17 protein-coding genes are annotated in these 16,944 nt (G+C 64.9%); 8 read left to right on the top strand and 9 right to left on the bottom strand.

What is annotated here, in order from left to right; translation table 11 throughout:
- Positions 1 to 7: 7 nt before the first annotated feature.
- A complete protein-coding gene (locus tag SE92_RS02990; protein WP_063194397.1) occupies positions 8 to 1,036 on the bottom strand; it encodes an AraC family transcriptional regulator in 1,029 nt (342 codons plus the stop codon).
- A gap of 100 nt (positions 1,037 to 1,136) precedes the next feature.
- On the opposite strand from SE92_RS02990, the gene SE92_RS02995 reads away from it, so the two are divergent.
- The 4 genes from SE92_RS02995 to SE92_RS03010 are packed head-to-tail and all read left to right on the top strand — an operon-like array spanning position 1,137 to position 6,859.
- A complete protein-coding gene (locus SE92_RS02995) occupies positions 1,137 to 2,309 on the top strand; it encodes an isovaleryl-CoA dehydrogenase (protein WP_063194398.1) in 1,173 nt (390 codons plus the stop codon).
- Positions 2,310 to 2,333: 24 nt separating this feature from the next.
- Positions 2,334 to 3,938 (top strand): carboxyl transferase domain-containing protein, encoded by a 1,605-nt coding sequence (locus SE92_RS03000; protein WP_063194399.1) that lies wholly within the window; start codon positions 2,334 to 2,336, stop codon positions 3,936 to 3,938.
- A 4-nt stretch (positions 3,939 to 3,942) separates the two neighbouring features.
- Complete coding sequence (locus tag SE92_RS03005; protein ID WP_063194400.1) at positions 3,943 to 5,946, top strand: acetyl-CoA carboxylase biotin carboxylase subunit; 2,004 nt, start codon at positions 3,943 to 3,945, stop codon at positions 5,944 to 5,946.
- Position 5,947: 1 nt separating this feature from the next.
- Positions 5,948 to 6,859 carry a hydroxymethylglutaryl-CoA lyase gene (locus SE92_RS03010; RefSeq protein WP_063194401.1) on the top strand — a complete coding sequence of 304 codons (912 nt, stop codon included), beginning with the start codon at positions 5,948 to 5,950 and terminating at the stop codon, positions 6,857 to 6,859.
- 110 nt (positions 6,860 to 6,969) lie between these two features.
- Here the strand turns inward: SE92_RS03010 and SE92_RS03015 are convergent, their stop codons facing one another.
- From SE92_RS03015 to SE92_RS03030, 4 genes are all read right to left on the bottom strand, one after another.
- Positions 6,970 to 7,896: a dihydrodipicolinate synthase family protein gene (locus SE92_RS03015; protein ID WP_063194402.1), complete on the bottom strand. Its 927-nt coding sequence runs from the start codon at positions 7,894 to 7,896 to the stop codon at positions 6,970 to 6,972.
- A gap of 71 nt (positions 7,897 to 7,967) precedes the next feature.
- Complete coding sequence (locus SE92_RS03020; RefSeq protein ID WP_063194403.1) at positions 7,968 to 8,951, bottom strand: TRAP transporter substrate-binding protein; 984 nt, start codon at positions 8,949 to 8,951, stop codon at positions 7,968 to 7,970.
- Positions 8,952 to 8,974: 23 nt separating this feature from the next.
- Entirely contained in the window at positions 8,975 to 10,240 is a 1,266-nt protein-coding gene (locus SE92_RS03025) for a TRAP transporter large permease (RefSeq protein WP_063194404.1), read from the bottom strand.
- Positions 10,240 to 10,848, bottom strand: coding sequence for a TRAP transporter small permease (locus SE92_RS03030; RefSeq protein WP_063203315.1), 609 nt, complete (start codon positions 10,846 to 10,848; stop codon positions 10,240 to 10,242). Before SE92_RS03030 ends, SE92_RS03025 begins: the two co-directional genes overlap by 1 nt.
- Positions 10,849 to 11,080: 232 nt before the next feature.
- Between SE92_RS03030 and SE92_RS03035 the strand changes: the two genes are divergently transcribed.
- Positions 11,081 to 11,764: a GntR family transcriptional regulator gene (locus tag SE92_RS03035; RefSeq protein ID WP_063194405.1), complete on the top strand. Its 684-nt coding sequence runs from the start codon at positions 11,081 to 11,083 to the stop codon at positions 11,762 to 11,764.
- 40 nt (positions 11,765 to 11,804) lie between these two features.
- On the opposite strand, the gene SE92_RS03040 is transcribed toward SE92_RS03035, so the two are convergent.
- The 3 genes from SE92_RS03040 to SE92_RS03050 are packed head-to-tail and all read right to left on the bottom strand — an operon-like array spanning position 11,805 to position 14,733.
- Positions 11,805 to 13,163: a TRAP transporter large permease gene (locus SE92_RS03040; protein WP_063194406.1), complete on the bottom strand. Its 1,359-nt coding sequence runs from the start codon at positions 13,161 to 13,163 to the stop codon at positions 11,805 to 11,807.
- Positions 13,160 to 13,714, bottom strand: coding sequence for a TRAP transporter small permease (locus tag SE92_RS03045; RefSeq protein WP_063194407.1), 555 nt, complete (start codon positions 13,712 to 13,714; stop codon positions 13,160 to 13,162). Before SE92_RS03045 ends, SE92_RS03040 begins: the two co-directional genes overlap by 4 nt.
- Positions 13,711 to 14,733 (bottom strand): TRAP transporter substrate-binding protein, encoded by a 1,023-nt coding sequence (locus SE92_RS03050; RefSeq protein WP_063194408.1) that lies wholly within the window; start codon positions 14,731 to 14,733, stop codon positions 13,711 to 13,713. Before SE92_RS03050 ends, SE92_RS03045 begins: the two co-directional genes overlap by 4 nt.
- Before the next feature lie 333 nt (positions 14,734 to 15,066).
- Here SE92_RS03050 and SE92_RS03055 point away from each other — a divergent pair, with 333 nt between their 5' ends.
- Positions 15,067 to 15,312 (top strand): pentapeptide MXKDX repeat protein, encoded by a 246-nt coding sequence (locus SE92_RS03055; protein ID WP_036027965.1) that lies wholly within the window; start codon positions 15,067 to 15,069, stop codon positions 15,310 to 15,312.
- Between the two features lie 111 nt (positions 15,313 to 15,423).
- Here the strand turns inward: SE92_RS03055 and SE92_RS03060 are convergent, their stop codons facing one another.
- Positions 15,424 to 15,771 carry a DUF6481 family protein gene (locus SE92_RS03060; RefSeq protein WP_063194409.1) on the bottom strand — a complete coding sequence of 116 codons (348 nt, stop codon included), beginning with the start codon at positions 15,769 to 15,771 and terminating at the stop codon, positions 15,424 to 15,426.
- A 263-nt stretch (positions 15,772 to 16,034) separates the two neighbouring features.
- On the opposite strand from SE92_RS03060, the gene SE92_RS03065 reads away from it, so the two are divergent.
- Positions 16,035 to 16,271, top strand: a complete 237-nt coding sequence (locus SE92_RS03065) for a hypothetical protein (RefSeq protein WP_063194410.1) — start codon at positions 16,035 to 16,037, stop codon at positions 16,269 to 16,271.
- A gap of 90 nt (positions 16,272 to 16,361) precedes the next feature.
- Complete coding sequence (locus SE92_RS03070; protein ID WP_063194411.1) at positions 16,362 to 16,580, top strand: hypothetical protein; 219 nt, start codon at positions 16,362 to 16,364, stop codon at positions 16,578 to 16,580.
- Positions 16,581 to 16,944 lie beyond the last annotated feature (364 nt).

Genomic DNA, 16,944 nt, shown 5'->3' on the forward strand with positions numbered 1-16,944 from the left:
GCGCGCCTCAGCGATACCTGTCGCGGAACTCGCGCGGGCTCGCGCCGGTCCAGCTGCGGAAGGCGCGGGAGAAGCTCTTCTCGTTGCGGAAGCCGGCAATCTCGGCGATCCGCTTGATCGGCGTGCGGCCGCGCATCAGCTCCTGCTTGGCCAGCTCGAATTTTGCCTCTTCCTTGAGGTCGCGCAGCGAGGTGGATTCCTCGCGCAGGCGACGATGCATGGTGCGGGTTGAGAGCGCAAGCTCGCTTGCGACGTCCTCGGCCCCGAGGCTGCGTCCGCGCGCATTGCGCAGCACGCGGCGGACACGCTCGACCAGCAGGCGGTCGCGCCGATAGGGCAGCACGGTCAGCCGCAGCGCGCCCTTGAGCATGTTGTCGAGATCGGCGGCGCTGCGCGTGAGCGGCAGCGAGAGATAATGCTTGTCGAAGATGATGCGGGCGCCGTCCGCATCGAAGCGGATGGTCCGGCAAAAGATGGTCGGATAGACCGAGACATGGCCGGGTTCGGGGTAAGGGAATTCCGCCGCGCGCAGCGCGATCTTTGAATCGACGGCCCAGCAGGAGAAGCCGAGCACGTAGCGGAGCAGTGTGACCAGGCAGAATTCGCGAAAAGCGCCGAGATCGCGCAGTTCCCGGATGGAGACCATCGCGGTCTCTTCGCCCACCTCGAGATCGAGCAGCACGTCCTCGGTGAGCAGGCGATGATGCCGGCACCAGCGCTTGAGCGCGACCTCCAGCGTGGGCGCCGTGATCGAGGCGCGGCACAGCATGCCGTAGGTGCCGAAGGGCAGGCGCCGCGAGAACCAGCCCAGCGCCTCGTCGTCGAGCTCACGCATGGCATGGCCGGCCAGGGCCTCGAACTGGGCGGCCGTGACCCGCCCATCCCGAGAATTGACAAGCTCTGGCGCTACCTGACCCCGCTGGAGGGCTTCGGCCGGGTCCAGTCCGTATCGCGCGTAGGCGGCAACCACGCCGCGGACAAAGGCGGCAGGGGTGACGGCGCGGCGCGGGATCGCCGTTGCGGCTTGAAAGGGCATGCGAAAATCCTCGCCAAGTTTGGCGGAAAATGCAACCTTTTCGACCGCAAGAGGACCTCGACCCCGCTAGGTTCGGTCCCCAAAATACGGAGGACTCGCCTTGAATATCCCGAGCATCGATTTCGATCTGGGCGAAGACATCAGCCTGCTGCGCGACACGCTGCGCGCCTTTGTCGACGCGGAGATCACGCCGCGGGCCGCCGAGATCGAGAAGGCCAATCTGTTCCCGGCCGACCTGTGGAAGCGCTTCGGCGACCTCGGCCTGCTCGGCATGACCGCGCCGGAGCAATATGGCGGCTCGAGCATGGGCTATCTCGCCCACATCGTCGCCATGGAGGAGATTTCGCGCGGCTCCGCAGCCGTGGGCCTGTCCTACGGCGCCCATTCCAACCTCTGCGTCAACCAGATCCGCCGCAACGGCAACGACGCGCAGCGCCAGCGCTATCTGCCGAAGCTGATCTCCGGCGACTATGTCGGCGCGCTCGCGATGTCCGAGCCGGGCGCCGGTTCCGACGTGGTCTCGATGAAGCTGCGCGCCGACAAGCGCGGCGACCGCTACGTCCTCAACGGCTCCAAGATGTGGATCACCAATGGCGGCGATGCCGACGTGCTGGTGGTCTATGCCAAGACCGATCCGGAGGCCGGCCCGCGCGGCATGACCGCGTTCCTCATCGAAAAGGGCTTCAAGGGCTTCACCCACGGCCAGCATCTCGACAAGCTCGGCATGCGCGGCTCCAACACCTATCCTTTGTTCTTCGACGATTGCGAGGTGCCGGAGGAGAACGTGATGGGCAAGGTGGGTGAGGGCGTCAAGGTGCTGATGTCCGGCCTCGACTACGAGCGCGCGGTGCTGTCGGGCGGCCCGCTCGGCATCATGGCGGCCTGCATGGACGCGGTGGTGCCCTACATGCACGAGCGCAAGCAGTTCGGCCAGCCGATCGGTGATTTCCAGCTGATGCAGGGCAAGCTCGCCGACATGTATGCGACCTGGCAGGCGACGCGCGCCTATGTCTATGCGGTGGGCAAGGCCTGCGACCGCGCCGACCATGCGCGCAGTTTGCGCAAGGATGCTGCTGCCGCGATCCTGTATTCCGCGGAGAAGGCGACGTGGATGGCCGGCGAGGCGATCCAGGCGCTCGGCGGCGTCGGCTACACCAGCGAATTTCCCGTGGGGCGTCTCTGGCGCGATGCAAAACTCTACGAGATCGGTGCCGGCACCTCGGAGGTCCGCCGCATGCTGATCGGCCGCGAATTGATGGCCGAGACGGCTTAAAACGTTCACCTCATTGGAATCATCATGCCGCTCCATTCCAGCATCGATCCGTCTTCATCAGACTTTGCGCGCAATTCCGAGGCCATGCGCAACCTCGTCGCTGACTTGCGCGAAAAACTCAGTCAGGTCGCCGGCGGCGGTGGCGAGGTCTCGCGCAACCGCCACACCTCGCGCGGCAAGATGCTGGCGCGCGAGCGCGTCGACCTCCTGGTCGATCCCGGCACCTCGTTCCTGGAGCTGTCGCCGCTCGCGGCCTATGGCCTCTATGGCGGCGACGTGCATTCGGCGAGCGTCGTGACGGGGGTGGGGCGCATCGCCGGCCGCGAATGCGTGATCGTTGCCAACGATGCCACAATCAAGGGCGGTACCTATTATCCGATGACCGTGAAGAAGCATCTGCGCGCGCAGGACATCGCGCGGCAGAACAATCTTCCCTGCGTCTACATGGTCGATTCCGGCGGCGCGTTCCTGCCGCTGCAGGACGAGATCTTCCCGGACGAGCGCCATTTCGGCCGCATCTTCTACAACCAGGCGCAGATGTCGTCCCAGGGTATCCCGCAGATCGCGATCGTGATGGGCTCCTGCACCGCCGGGGGCGCCTATGTCCCGGCGATGTCGGACGAGAGCATCATCGTGCGGAATCAAGGCACCATCTTCCTCGGCGGCCCGCCGCTGGTGAAAGCGGCGACCGGCGAGGTGGTGAGCGCTGAGGAGCTCGGCGGCGCCGACGTGCATTCGCGGCAGTCGGGCGTGACCGATCATTACGCCCAGAACGATGCCCATGCGATCGGCATCGCGCGGCGGATCCTCGGCACGCTGAAGCCGTCGACGCGGCCGAACCTCAACATGCATCCGCCACGCGAGCCGCTGTTCGCCGCGGAGGAGATCTACGGCGTGGTGCCGGTCGACGGGCGCAAGCCGTTCGACGTGCGCGACATCATCGCGCGCGTTGTCGACGGCTCGGAGTTCGACGAGTTCAAGAAGCTCTACGGCACGACGCTGGTGTGCGGCTTCGCCCATATCTGGGGCTATCCAGTCGGCATCATCGCCAACAACGGCATCCTGTTCAGCGAGAGCTCGCTGAAGGGCGCCCATTTCATCGAGCTGTGCTGCCAGCGCGGCATTCCCCTTGTTTTCCTGCAGAACATCACCGGCTTCATGGTCGGCAAGAAATACGAAGCCGGCGGCATCGCACGCGACGGCGCCAAGCTGGTGACGGCGGTGGCGACCGCGTCGGTGCCGAAATTCACCGTCGTGATCGGCGGCTCCTACGGCGCCGGCAATTACGGCATGTGCGGCCGTGCCTATTCGCCGCGCTTCCTCTGGATGTGGCCGAACGCGCGCATCTCGGTGATGGGCGGCGAGCAGGCCTCGATGGTGCTGAGCCAGGTTCGCCGCGACAATATCGAGGCCAAGGGCGATAGCTGGTCGAAGGACGAGGAAGATAAATTCCGCAAGCCGATCCGTGACCAATATGAGAGCCAGGGGCACCCATACTATGCGACCGCACGGCTCTGGGACGACGGCGTGATCGACCCGGCCGACACGCGTCTCGTGCTCGGCCTCGGCCTCTCGGCGGCGTCGAATGCGCCGATCGAGCCGACGAAATTCGGCCTGTTCAGGATGTGATGCGATGGACCGCTCAAAGCTCTACCGGCGTTTCCGCACGCTCCTGATCGCCAACCGCGGCGAGATCGCCTGCCGCGTCATCCGCACCGCCCGCGCCATGGGCCTGCGCACGGTCGCGGTCTATTCCGAGGCCGACCGTGACGCGATGCATGTCGCGCTCGCGGACGAAGCCGTGCTGCTCGGGCCGGCACGGGCGCGCGACAGCTACCTCAACGTTGAACGGCTAATCGAGGCCGCGCGCAAGACCGGCGCCGAGGCCGTGCATCCCGGCTACGGCTTCCTGTCGGAAAACGCCGAGTTCGCGCAGGCCTGCTACGAATCCGGCCTCGTGTTCGTCGGCCCGACCGCCGACATGATGAATGCGATGGGCTCGAAATCAGGCTCGAAAGCGCTGATGGAAAAGGCCGGCGTGCCGCTCGTGCCGGGCTATCACGGCAATGCCCAGGACGATGCGACGCTGGCGAAGGCGGCCGAGAAGGTCGGTTTCCCGATCCTGGTGAAGGCGTCCGCCGGCGGCGGCGGCCGCGGCATGCGCATCGTGCGCTCGGCCGACGAGCTCGGTCCCGCAATCGTCAGCGCCAAGCGCGAGGCCAAGGCCGCTTTCGGCGATGACCGCATGCTGATCGAAAAATATGTCGACAATCCCCGCCACATCGAAGTGCAGATCATCGGCGACAGCCAGGGCAATCTGCTCTCGCTGTTCGAGCGCGAATGCACCTTGCAGCGCCGGCACCAGAAGGTGATCGAGGAGGCGCCTTCACCGACGCTCAATCCGGCCCAGCGCGAGACCGTCTGTGCGGCCGCGCGAAAGGCGGCGGGTGCGGTGAACTATGTCGGCGCCGGCACGATCGAATTCGTGTCCGACGGCAAGGACGTGTTCTTCATCGAGATGAACACGCGCCTGCAGGTCGAGCATCCCGTGACGGAGCTGATCACGGGCATCGACCTCGTCGAATGGCAGCTGCGTGTCGCCTTCGGCGAGGCGCTGCCGCTGAAGCAGGGCGAGATCAAGCTCAACGGCCATGCCGTCGAGGCGCGCGTCTACGCGGAGAACCCGACCAAGAACTTCATGCCGTCGGTCGGCCGGATCTCGACCTGGCGGCTTCCGGCGGAGACCGGCGGCTTGCGCATCGATGCCGGCTATCGCGAGGGCGATACGGTCTCGCCGTATTACGACGCGATGCTGGCCAAGATGATTGCCTGGGCTCCGACGCGCGATGTCGCGATCGAGCGGCTGAACCGCGGGCTGGAAGAGTCCGACGTTCGCGGCATCGTCACCAACATTCCGTTCCTGTCGGCGCTGATGACGCATCCGAAGGTGCGGACCAATGCGATCGACACCGGCTTCATCGAGCGCGAGCTGGCGGTGCTGACGTCCGCATCGCCCGCGCCCGGCGAGCTCGAGCTGTGCGCTGCGGTCGCTGCTGTCATCAACGACGAACGACAGAGGGCACAGGCGGCGGCGAATTCGCCCTGGCAGACTTTCGGCTGGCAGCCGGTCGGGCGCCGTCAGCGCAGCTTTGCCTTCCGCGTCGGCCACGGGGCCGAGCAGAAGGTCACGCTGAACTATGGCAGCGGGCCGTCGACGCTGGTGATCGGCGAGCGCGAGCTGGCCTTCGCGATCACGCCGCGCGAGGGCGGCTTTGACCTGACGCTGGATGGCGTGAAATCCTCCGTCGCCGCGGTGATCGACGGTCACGAGCTGTATTTGCGCACGCGCAACGGACGTTTCGACCTGCACTGGGTCGATCCGTTCGGTGGCGAGAGCGAGGAGCAGACCGGCGCGGACAAGATCGCGGCACCCTTGCCGGGAACGGTCGTCGCGGTGTTGGCCGAGGAGGGCGCGACACTCGAAAAGGGCGCGCCAATCCTGACCCTCGAGGTGATGAAGATGGAGCAGACGCTGCGCGCGCCCTATGCCGGCGTGCTGAAGTCGATCAAGTGCAAGGTCGGCGACATCGTGCAGGAAGGCGTCGAGCTTGCCGTAATCGAACCATCAGGCGAATGACATGAGCGATCAAGTCCGCATTATCGAAATGGGGCCGCGCGACGGGCTCCAGAACGAGAAAACGCCGATCAGCGTGGAGGCCCGCATCGCCTTCGTCGAAGCGCTGGTCGCGGCCGGCCTCGATACGGTCGAGGTCGGCGCCTTCGTCTCGCCCAAGGCGATCCCGCAGATGGCGAGCTCCGATGCGGTGTTGCGCGGCGTTGCTCATGTGAAGAACGCAGAGTTCCACGTGCTGGTGCCGAACGAAAAGGGCTATGACGCCGCGCGCACCGCCGGCGCCAAGGTCGTCTCGGTGTTCGCGGCGGCGTCCGAAGGCTTTTCCCGCGCCAACATCAATTGCACCGTTGCGGAGTCCATCGAGCGATTCAAGCCGGTGCTGGCGCGCGCCAAGGCCGATGGAATCCCGGTGCGCGGCTATATCTCCTGCGTGCTGGGCTGCCCGTTTGATGGGGAGATCAAGCCGAAGGCCGTCGCCGATCTCGCGAGCACGCTGTTCGACCTCGGCTGCTACGAGATCTCGCTCGGCGACACCATCGGCGTCGGCACGCCCGACAAGGCGAAAGAGATGCTGCGCGCGGTTGGCGCCAACATCCCGCCCGCAAAGCTCGCGATGCATTTCCACGACACCTACGGTCAGGCGCTCGCCAATCTCTATGCCGGGATGGAAGAGGGTGTCCGCGTCATCGACGCCGCGGCCGGCGGTCTCGGCGGCTGTCCCTACGCACCCGGCGCGACCGGCAACGTCGCAACCGAGGATGTCGTCTACATGCTCGAAGGCATGGGCGTGAAGACGGGCATCGATATGGAGAAGCTGCTGGCGGCCACCAACGTGATGGCCGGCATGCTGGGCAAGCCGCCGGTGAGCCGCGTGGCGTCCGCGCTGAACGCGAAAAAGAAGCGGGCCGGTTCCTAGCACTCCGTCATTGCGAGGAGCGAAGCGACGAAGCAATCCAGTCTGCCTCTGCGGAAAGACTCTGGATTGCTTCGCTTCGCTCGCAATGACGGCAGAGAGAGTGTCGTCGCTCACGCCGCCTTCAGGCCGACATCCGGCAGACGCGGCCGGTTCTTCAGCGCCTTGGCCATCATGGCTTCGACCTCGGCCTTCTCATGCGGCAGCAGCGCGAGGCGCGGCGGGCGGGTCAGCGCGGTGCCGCGGCCCATGATGTGCTCGCACAACTTGATGCACTGGACGAGGTCGGGACGGGCGTCGAGATGCAAGAGCGGCATGAACCATTCGTAGAGCGGCATCGCCTCCGCGAAGCGCCCCGCCTTGGCCAGGCGGAACAGCGTCTCGCCTTCGCGCGGGAAGGCGTTCGACATGCCGGAGACCCAGCCCACCGCGCCCATGGCGACGCTCTCGACGATGACGTCGTCGAGCCCTGCGAACAGCACGAAGCGGTCGCCGACCATGTTGCGGGTGTCGATGAAACGCCTGGTATCGCCGGAGGAATCCTTGAAGCAGACGACCGTCTCGACGTCCGCCAGTGAGGCCAGGATGTCGGGGGTGACGTCGTTCTTGTAGATCGGCGGATTGTTGTAGAGCATCACCGGCAGATCGGTTGCGCTGGCGACCGCGCGGAAATGCGCGGCGGTCTCGTGCGGCTTGGAGGAGTAAACCAGCGCCGGCATCACCATCACGCCGTCGATGCCGACGCGCGCGGCCTCCTTGGCGGTCTCGACCGCGAAGGCCGTGGTGAATTCGGCGATGCCACACAGTACGGGCACGCGGCCGGCCGCGACCGACTTCGCGGTCTCCATGATCGCGATCTTCTCCTTGCGCTCCAGCGAGGTGTTCTCGCCGACCGAGCCACAGACGATCAGGCCGGACACGCCATCGCGGATCAATCCGTCCATCACCTTGGCGGTTGCCTCGATATTGAGCGACAGGTCGTCGTTGAATTGGGTGGTGACGGCCGGGAAGACGCCTTCCCAGGAAACGTGGCGGCTCATGAGTTCACTCCAAGTGTATTGCCGGCGGGGGGTGGGGCCGCCGGCTGTTGTTAAGACGATCGCGGATGGAATTAGAGCGTCGCGCCGACCTTGCGCAGCTCAGCGAGGACGGGGGCCTTGGGCAGCCAGAGCTTGTCGAACTCGGCGATGACGGCCTCGGTGTCGCCGGCGGGGACCTGGCGGATCGGGATCGGCGCGTTCTTGAAGTTCTCGATCAACGTTGGCTCGTTGCCGGCCAGCTCGTCGATCTGCGCGTCCAGTGTCGACTTCACGAGCTTGGTGATCAGCTCGCGGTCGGCGGGCGGCAGCGATTGCCAGACCCGGCCGGAGACGACGGCCGCCATCGGCATGAAGACGGCGTTCATCTGCAGGATCACCTTCGAGACCTTGTCGAAGCGCTGGTTCCAGGAGAATTCGAGATCGGCCTCGAGGCCGTCGACCTGGCCGTTCGCCATGGCGTCGAACACCTGCGGCGTCGGGATCGGGGTGGGCGCGGCACCCAGCGAGGAATAGAAATCGCGATAGACCGGCGTCGGGTTGATGCGCAGCTTCATGCCCTTGATGTCGGCGAGCGAATTCAGGTCCCTGGACGAGAACACCGCGCGCATGCCGGTGATGCCCCAGCCGAGCCCGATGGTGCCGGTCTCCTGCGGCAGCACCTCGAACAGTTTGACGGCGGCCGGATGCCGCACGAATTTCGCGACCGCCGGCGTCGAGCGCACGATGTAGGGCGCGTTGATCGCAGCGATATGCGGCACGCGCGAGCCGAGTTCGGCGGCCTGGATGAAGCCCATGTCGAGCGCGCCCGACTGCAATTGCTGCATCATTGCGGTCTCGTTGCCGAGCTGACCGGAGTGGAACACGGTCAATGTCAGGCGGCCATTGGATGCAGCCTTGAGGTCTTCGCCGAACTTGAGCGCGGCCTTGTTCCAGGAATGACCGTTCGGCGTGATCAGGCCGAGGCGGAATTCCTTGGCCTGGGCGAGCGCCAGCGACGGTGCGAACACCGATGCGGCGGCACTGGCGGCGAGAAAGCGGCGGCGAGACAGCGGCATGGTCGGTTTCCTTTTCAACGGGCCTATTTGACGAGGATCAGCGAGAGCGAGGGATAGAGCGAGAGCAGCACGAGGAGGACGCAGGAGATGACGAAGAACGGCAGCGTCACCATGAACATCTTGCCGGGCTTGGCGCCGGTGACGGCGGCCGCGACGAAGAAGCAGAGCCCGACCGGCGGCGAGAGCAGGCCAAGCACGAGATTGATCACCACCACGACGCCGAAATGCCGGGGATCGATGTGATAGACCTCGGTCGCGACCGGCAGCAGGATCGGCACCGTCATGATCAGGCCGGGAATGCCGTCGATCACCGTGCCGATCACCAGCAGGATGACGTTGCAGATCAGCATGAAGCTGACCGGGTCCTTGGCGGCGGTCTGGATCCAGGCCGCAGTCTCCTGCGGCACCTTGCCGAAGATCAGGACCCAGGAGAACACGGCGGCGGCCGCCACCAGGAACAGCACGATCGCGGAATAGATCGCGCTGCGCAGCATCATCTGCGGCAGCCGGGAGAACTCGAACTCCTTGGTCCAGAACTTTCCGACCAGGGCCGCGGCAACCGCGCCGACGGCGGCGGATTCGGTCGCGTTGGCGAGGCCGCCGAGAATGGTGCCGACGATGACGATCGGGATCAGCAGCGTCGGCGAGGTCCGCAGGATCGTCATGACGCGCTGGCGCGGCGTCTGATAATCCGCGCGCGGATAATTGTAGATGTATCCCATCAGCGCGATGACGAGGCAGAACATCACCGTGAGTATGACGCCAGGCACGATACCGGCGATCAGCATGTCGCTGACCGAGACCTGCGCCAGCACGCTGTAGACCACGAACATCACCGATGGCGGGATGATCGGGCCGAGCATGCCGCCATAGGCGGTGAGGCCGGCTGCGAAGGTCTTGTCGTAGCCCTTCTTCTCCATCTCCGGCACCATGATCTGGGCCATGATCGCGACCTGCGCGGTCGCCGATCCCAGGATCGAGGAGATGAACATGTTGGCGAGGATGTTGACGTAGGCGAGCCCGCCCTTGAGCGAACCGACGAACGCCATCGCCATGTCGACGATGCGACGGGTGATGCCGCCGCCGTTCATGATCTCGCCGATCAGGATGAAGAGCGGGATGGCGATCAGGCCGTAGCTGTCAACGCCGCCGAACAGCTGAAGCGGATAGGACTGGAACAGCACCGGGTTGCCGGAGGCCGCGATGTAGACGAGGCCGGCGAGGCACAGGCAAAGCCCGATCGGTACGCCGACCAGCATGAACGCCATGAAGGCCGCTGACGTGATCATCAGTTGACCCCGTCCAGCTCGGAGAGCTGAAAACCGCTCAGCTTCGTGCGCGGCACCAATCCAAGGTCTTCCAGGAGATTGGCGAGGCCGTGGATCGTCATGGACACCGCGAAGATCGGGAGCGTCAGGTACATCACCCAGGTCGGCCAGTTCAGTGTCTGGGTCCGCTCGGTGTAGAGGAAGTTGAAGGTCTCGCCTGCCAGCTTGCGCCCGTCGAAGCCGACGCGGGCAAGGCCGACCGGGTCCATCCAGAGCACGCAGGTGACGATCAAAGCGAGGCCGAACACGACGACGAGGCCGGTCGAGATCACCTTGGCGATCTTCTGGTGCCGCGGCGAAAGCCGCTCCGTCAGCATGGTCACCGCGAAGTCGAGCCGCAGCCGCGTCATCGCGGACGCTCCGATGAAGGTCAGCCAGACCACGCAATAGACCGCGGATTCATCGATCCAGTAGATCGGGAAATGCGAGTAGCGGGTGACGACGTTCACCAGGATCAGGCCGGTGAGCAGGTACATCAGGCCCATCAGCGCCAGCCGTTCGAGGGTGAGCAGGGCGCTCGACATCCGGACAATCGTACGTCGGACGCTGAGCGCGCGCGTGGCCGGCATCGTCTGCTCGATCATGAAGAGGCCCCAACCCCTGAAGATTTGTCGTGCGATTGCCAAATGTATAATTTATACATTTTGGGAGTCAAACGGAGATTGCGGTCAATTTGGCGGCAGGGCGCGGTTTTGCTGGGCACTTCGTTTCGTGGCGTGCCCGGCTTTTGCCGGGCAGCTCGACATGCAAGACAGGGACCGCGTCGACTGAGCGAGTCGGAAAAGGACAACAGAAGGTCAGATGAAACAGCCTCTGAAGCATCGCACCCTGTCGGCTGCGATCGTCGATCAGCTCCGCCAGGCGATCCTCGACGGCACCTATCCGGCGGGATCGCAACTGCGCCAGGATGCACTTGGTGAGGCCTATGGTGTCAGCCGCATTCCCGTTCGCGAGGCGCTGTTTCAGCTCGAGGCCGAAGGCCTCGTGCGTATCGTTCCGCAGAAGGGCGCGATCGTCTCCGAGCTGTCACTTGACGAGATCAACGACGTCTTCGATCTGCGCGGTATCCTGGAGCCGCGATTGCTGGCGCAGTCAGCGCCGCGCTTTACGACAGAGGATTTCGACGGGCTCGACGACATCCACAAGAGCTTCGAGAAGGCGATCAAGGCGCGCAATGTCAGCGAATGGGGCCAGCTCAACGCCGACTTCCACATGGCGCTCTATGTCCACGCCCCACAGCCGCGCACGCGCGCGATCGTGCTGTCGCTGCTGCAGACCAGCGACCGCTACACCCGCCTCCAGCTCTCCAACACCAAGGCGATGGGGACGGCGGAGAAGGAGCACGCTCATCTGATCGCGCTCTGCCGTGCTGGGAAGGTCGAGGAGGCCTGCCGGTTTTTGGAACGGCACATCGAGGCCGTGCGCAAGGATCTGCTGCAGGTGGTGGCGAGCGCACCGAAGGGGCGACGGAAGAGCGTGCCGTAATCACCGCTCCCGTCGCGTGCTACGGTAGCTGCGATCGCCGCTACCTGCTTCCGTCCGGCCCCATCACGAGATCCGGCAGCCCGGTCGAAATCGCCGGAAAGAAGCACAGCAGCAGCACCGCGAGCATCATTAAGAGCACGAAGGGCAGGGTGCCCCAGATCACCTCGCGGAGCGGGATGTCCGGCGCGACGTTGCGGATGACGAAGATGTTGAGGCCGACCGGCGGATGGATCAGCCCCATCTCCATCACGATGGTCATGACGACGCCGAACCAGATGATGTCGAAATTGGCAGCGCGCAGTGGCGGCAGGATGATCGGGGCGGTCATCAGGATGATCGACACCGGCGGCAGGAAGAAGCCGAGCACCACGACCATAACGAGGATCGCGAACAGCAGCTCCCAGCGCGGCAGGTGCATCGCGACGATGGATTCGGCGACCGATTGCGAGATGTGCAGGTAGCTCATCACGTAGGAGTAGAGCAGCGACATGCCGATGATCATCATCAGCATGGTCGATTCCCGGATCGTCGATTTCATGATGGGGGCGAGGTCGCTCGGCCGCCACACGCTGTAGATCGCCGCGATCAGCGCCAGCGCGAGGAGACCGCCCAGGCCGGCGGTTTCCGACGGCGTGGCGTAGCCGCCATAGAGCGCGATCATGACGCCGGTGAGCAGCAGCACGAAGGGGATCACGCGCGGCAGCACGCTGAAACGTTCGGCCAGCGTATATTCGTCGCGGGCGAGGATCGCAGCCTCCGGTCCGCCGTTCTTGTAGATCGCTTCGGCCGCGGCATATTCCTGGCGGAAACGGATCACGGCATAGGCACCGAACAACGAGACCAGCAGCAGGCCGGGGCCGATGCCGGCGAGGAACAGCCGCCCCAGCGACTTTTCCGCGGCGACCGCGAACAGGATCATGGTGATCGAGGGCGGCAGCAGGATGCCGAGCGTGCCGCCGGCGGCGATGATGCCGGCCGCAAAGCCCCCGGAATAGCCGCGCTTGCGCATCTCGGGGATGCCGGCCGAGCCGATCGCCGAGCAGGTTGCGGGCGAGGAGCCCGCCATCGCCGCGAACAGCGCGCAGGCGAACACGTTGGCGACGCCTAAGCCGCCCGGCACGCGATGCAGCCAGGCATGCAGGGCCGAATAGAGATCCTGGCCGGCGCGCGACTTGCCGATCGCCGCGCCCTTCAGGATGAAGAGCGGGATCGACAGCAGCGTGATCGAGGCCATTTCCTCGTAGACATTCTGCGTCACCGTATCGAGAGACGCGGCGGGCATGTAGATGGCCATGAACACGACCGCGACCGCGCCGAGCGCGAACGCGATCGGCATGCCCGAAAACATCACGAGCAGCGTCGCAACGCCGTAGGCAACGCCGATACCGAACACGCTCATGAACGCCTGGCTCCGGTGAAGGGCAGCGCAAGCTGCACGAGGATCTGGATGCAGAGCAGGCTCATGCCGAGTGCCATCAGGGAATAGGGGATGGCGAGCGGCGGCGACCACATCGAGTTGGAGACCTGGCCGTCGACATAGGCCTCATGGGCCAGTGTCCAGGACTTCCAGGTGAAGAACGCGCAGAACAAGAACGTGGCGGCGTCGACCAGCCAGAGTCGGATCTTGTTCGCCAGCGGCGACAAGAGGCCGACGAAGGCCTCGATGCCGATATGGCCGCGGTTCTGCTGCACATAGGCGGCCGTCATGAAGGTCGCGCCGACCAGGAGGAACACGGCGGCCTCGTCCTGCCAGTAATTGGCGGCCTTGAACAGCGCGCGGCTGAGCACGCTGTAGCTCAGGATGGCGCAGGCCGCGACCAGCGCGATGGCCGCGAACACGACGATGATGGTGTTGAGGACGGCGAGGCCGCGATCAATCGCTGCCGCAAGGCCCGTCCTTGCGACAGCGTTTGCCGGCTCGTCACGATCCGGAAGCGGACCGTGGCTCATGCCGCGACGTCGGTGGCGAGCTTGAGCAGGTTGGCCGCGGTTGCGGTCTTGGCGCTGTAATCTTTCCACGCGGTATCGCGCGCGATGTCGCGCCACTTGCCGACGGTGGCGGCATCGAGCGCCGAGACCTTAGCGCCGGCCTTCTCGTAGACCTTGGCGACTTCGACGTCGTCGTCCTGCGCACCCTTGCGGCCGAAGGCTTCGAGCTCGGTGCCGACCGCGAGCAGGATGTCCTGCTGGTTCTTCGGCAGCTTGTCGAAGATCGCCTTCGACATCATCAGCGGCTCGAGCATGAACCAGTAGGATGCGCCGGCACCCGACGTCAGCGACTTCGCGACCTCTTCCAGTCGGAACGAGATCAGGCTGGTGGAGGAGGTGATGCCGGCATCGCAGGCGCCGGTCTGCATCGCCGCGTAGATTTCGTTCGACGGCACCGACAGCACCGAGGCGCCGGCGGTCTGCAGTACCATGTCCATCTCGCGCGAGCCGCCGCGCACCTTCAGGCCCTTGGCGTCCTCCGGCGCGACGATCGGCTTGGAGCGGCTGGCGACGCCGCCCGCCTGCCACACCCAGGTGAGCAGGATGATGCCCTTGTCGGCGAGGAAGTCGGTCAGCGCCTTGCCGACCGGCTCCTTCTTCCAGCGCAGGCCCTGGTCGTAGGTGGTCACGAGGCCGGGCATCAGGCCGATATTGGTCTCCGGCAGCTCGCCGCCAGCATAGGGCATCGGATAAAGCGAGATGTCGAGCGCGCCCTTGCGCATCGCGGAGAACTGCGCGTTGGTCTTGATCAGCGAGGAGTTCGGATAGATCTCGGCCGCGATGTCGCCATTGCTGCGCTTACTGACTTCAGCGGCGAACATGCGGCAGAGCCGGTCGCGGAAGTCGCCCTTGTCGATGGTGCCGCCCGGGAACTGGTGCGAGATCTTCAGCGTGGTCGCGGCGTGCGCGGTGCCGGTGCCGAAGCGGAGGATGGCGGGTGCGGCGACGGCGGTCGCGATCAGATGGCGGCGCGTGAGCATGGTGTGATCCCCTTGGGCGGTTCTTGAACGGTTCTTGTTTGGCGTGATTTGGGCTGGTCATGTGACCGGTGCTTAGGCCCATCCTAGCCGGTCTCTCACCCGATATTCTCTCATCTGATAGTTCGAGACCGAACGCCGCCGCAAGTGCCGGACGTGCTGCGCTGCACACGCATCCGATCCTGCGGCAGGGCCCTGGGCTCCTTCGAACGACGGATCGCAGGCCAGCTCGCTAAAATCTATCGGCGGCGGCGTAACAACGCAGGCCGTCCATCCGTCGAGATTGGATAGCGGCGTCCGTCGCTGACAAACATGACCTCGAAGGGAAGATGATCCATGACCATTCGCACCCGTATCGTGCTCGGCGTCTCGGCTGCCGCTCTCTCGCTCGGCCTCGCATTTGCGCCGGCCGCCTTTGCTCAGGACAAGATGGGCAAGGATGACGGAATGATGAAGAAGGATACGATGTCCAAGGACGGCATGATGAAGAAGGACACCATGTCCAAGGACGACGGCATGAAGAAAGACCACATGTCGAAGGACGGGATGAAGAAAGACGACGGGATGATGAAGAAGAACTGATCTTCGACTGCCGCCCCCGGCAGGCAGACACGCGTCGAAAGTCCAGGGGCGGTCACGTGGACCGCCCCTAAAACGGGTTAGTTCAAATTCAGTTGAACGCGACCGTGAATGCTACTTGCGCTTGGCCTTGCGGGCGGCGTAGCGCGCGTCGCGCTTGGCCTTCTGCTCGGCTTCCATTTCGGCCTGCCTGGCGATCGCTTCCTCGGCCTCGCGGGCGATCCGGGCTGCCTCCGCGGCTGCCGCTTCCTCCGCGATACGCTTCTGCTCGGCCTTTTCAGCCTCGCGGGCTGCCTTTGCCTCGGCGCGCTTGGCCGCGAGTGCCTCACGCTCGGCGCGTCGTGCCGCGACCGCCGGATCGTCGTGACCCGGCTGCGACTTGAATTTGTTCAAAAGATTTTTGCGTGCCTCCTGAGCCGCCTTTTGTCGGTCGGAGAAGCCTGGTTCCCTGAATCCACTCATCGAACGAACCTTGTCTTCCTCACTTTCAGCCCTACATCACTGCGTGTTGGTACGTCGGCTGGGCATAGCGGGCGCCACGCGACGCAGTAGCGTGTACATCGGCGCGCGTCGCGAAGCCACCCATAATCGCAGCCGATCAGGTCAACGAAAAATCGCTCTCCCCGACGATCTCTCGTAGCCCGGAAAAACTGCCGAATTGTGATGTCCCTCATAAGGGACCACGAGCGTGACGCCTAGCGTCCGCCCCGATACGGAGTACGGGCATGCCCATCTTCCGACTAAGCCTGAAGGCGCTCTCGATTGCCTTCGCCCTGGTGGCCGTGGCCGGTGCCATCGTGCTGCTCGCTCGTCCGCAGGCGATCGAGAGCGCCGTGCTGGGAGCCGACTGGGAATGCACCCAGACCGCGTTCGTGCTCACGACCTGCGCTCCCAGGGCCCAGCAGGCGATTCCGGCGGTCGAAACCTCACGAAAGGATGCGATCCGGGCGACCCGAGGCTGAACCTGAGACGCCGGACTGACTTGGTTGGCCAGATGTGACGGGACGCCGCAGAGGTGGTAAGCCGGCCGTTGCCCGCGCGACCAGGTGCCAATGTCCACATCCGAGCCCAAACCGGGCGAGACGCCGAAATCCCGGCCGAAGCCTCCATCTGGTGACAACCGCCGCGGCGCGTTCGCCGGCTTGATCATCGCGATCGTGATCCTCGGTATCGGCTGGTGGCTCGCCCGGGACCTCACCGCTGCCAGCAAGATGCAGGATTGCCTGATGTCCGGGCGCAGCAATTGCAACGTGATCGAGCCGGCTCGCTAGAAGCGCCCCCGATGTGCTGCCCGGGCCGAAAAAATGCCCTGATCTTAATCATTTGTAACGGGACTTCGCCGACCAAAGCAGGTCAGCTATGTCAGCCGGCATCAAGCCCGGCGCGAGGCGAATCGTCTATCGCGCCAAGCACCACGGCAATTGCGAGAGCAATCGAGAGAGTAGGGGTAAGCACGCATGAGTGCGTCCAGCCGCATGAAGATCATCATTCCCTTGGTTTCGGCCATGTCGCTGCTCGCGCAGTCGGCACAGGCCCAGGATGCCAGGCCGCCAAGGGACGCGGGCCAGCCTGCCGCCGGCCCGGCCGCAGGGGCACCGCCCCCGAACAATCAGAACATGCGCAAGGGCCCCCCGC

It is taken from the genome of Bradyrhizobium sp. AT1, assembly GCF_001590795.1.
GTDB lineage: Bacteria > Pseudomonadota > Alphaproteobacteria > Rhizobiales > Xanthobacteraceae > Bradyrhizobium.

Coding starts and splice junctions, on each gene's coding strand:
- SE92_RS03010 (WP_063194401.1), top strand. CDS start 5,948: ATGAGCGATCAAGTCCGCATTATCGAAATGGGGCCGCGCGACGGGCTC.
- SE92_RS03055 (WP_036027965.1), top strand. CDS start 15,067: ATGACCATTCGCACCCGTATCGTGCTCGGCGTCTCGGCTGCCGCTCTC.
- SE92_RS03065 (WP_063194410.1), top strand. CDS start 16,035: ATGCCCATCTTCCGACTAAGCCTGAAGGCGCTCTCGATTGCCTTCGCC.
- SE92_RS03060 (WP_063194409.1), bottom strand. CDS start 15,771: ATGAGTGGATTCAGGGAACCAGGCTTCTCCGACCGACAAAAGGCGGCT.
- SE92_RS03015 (WP_063194402.1), bottom strand. CDS start 7,896: ATGAGCCGCCACGTTTCCTGGGAAGGCGTCTTCCCGGCCGTCACCACC.
- SE92_RS03020 (WP_063194403.1), bottom strand. CDS start 8,951: ATGCCGCTGTCTCGCCGCCGCTTTCTCGCCGCCAGTGCCGCCGCATCG.
- SE92_RS03040 (WP_063194406.1), bottom strand. CDS start 13,163: ATGAGCGTGTTCGGTATCGGCGTTGCCTACGGCGTTGCGACGCTGCTC.
- SE92_RS03030 (WP_063203315.1), bottom strand. CDS start 10,848: ATGCCGGCCACGCGCGCGCTCAGCGTCCGACGTACGATTGTCCGGATG.
- SE92_RS03045 (WP_063194407.1), bottom strand. CDS start 13,714: ATGAGCCACGGTCCGCTTCCGGATCGTGACGAGCCGGCAAACGCTGTC.
- SE92_RS02990 (WP_063194397.1), bottom strand. CDS start 1,036: ATGCCCTTTCAAGCCGCAACGGCGATCCCGCGCCGCGCCGTCACCCCT.
- SE92_RS03025 (WP_063194404.1), bottom strand. CDS start 10,240: ATGATCACGTCAGCGGCCTTCATGGCGTTCATGCTGGTCGGCGTACCG.
- SE92_RS03050 (WP_063194408.1), bottom strand. CDS start 14,733: ATGCTCACGCGCCGCCATCTGATCGCGACCGCCGTCGCCGCACCCGCC.
- SE92_RS03035 (WP_063194405.1), top strand. CDS start 11,081: ATGAAACAGCCTCTGAAGCATCGCACCCTGTCGGCTGCGATCGTCGAT.
- SE92_RS03000 (WP_063194399.1), top strand. CDS start 2,334: ATGCCGCTCCATTCCAGCATCGATCCGTCTTCATCAGACTTTGCGCGC.
- SE92_RS03070 (WP_063194411.1), top strand. CDS start 16,362: ATGTCCACATCCGAGCCCAAACCGGGCGAGACGCCGAAATCCCGGCCG.
- SE92_RS03005 (WP_063194400.1), top strand. CDS start 3,943: ATGGACCGCTCAAAGCTCTACCGGCGTTTCCGCACGCTCCTGATCGCC.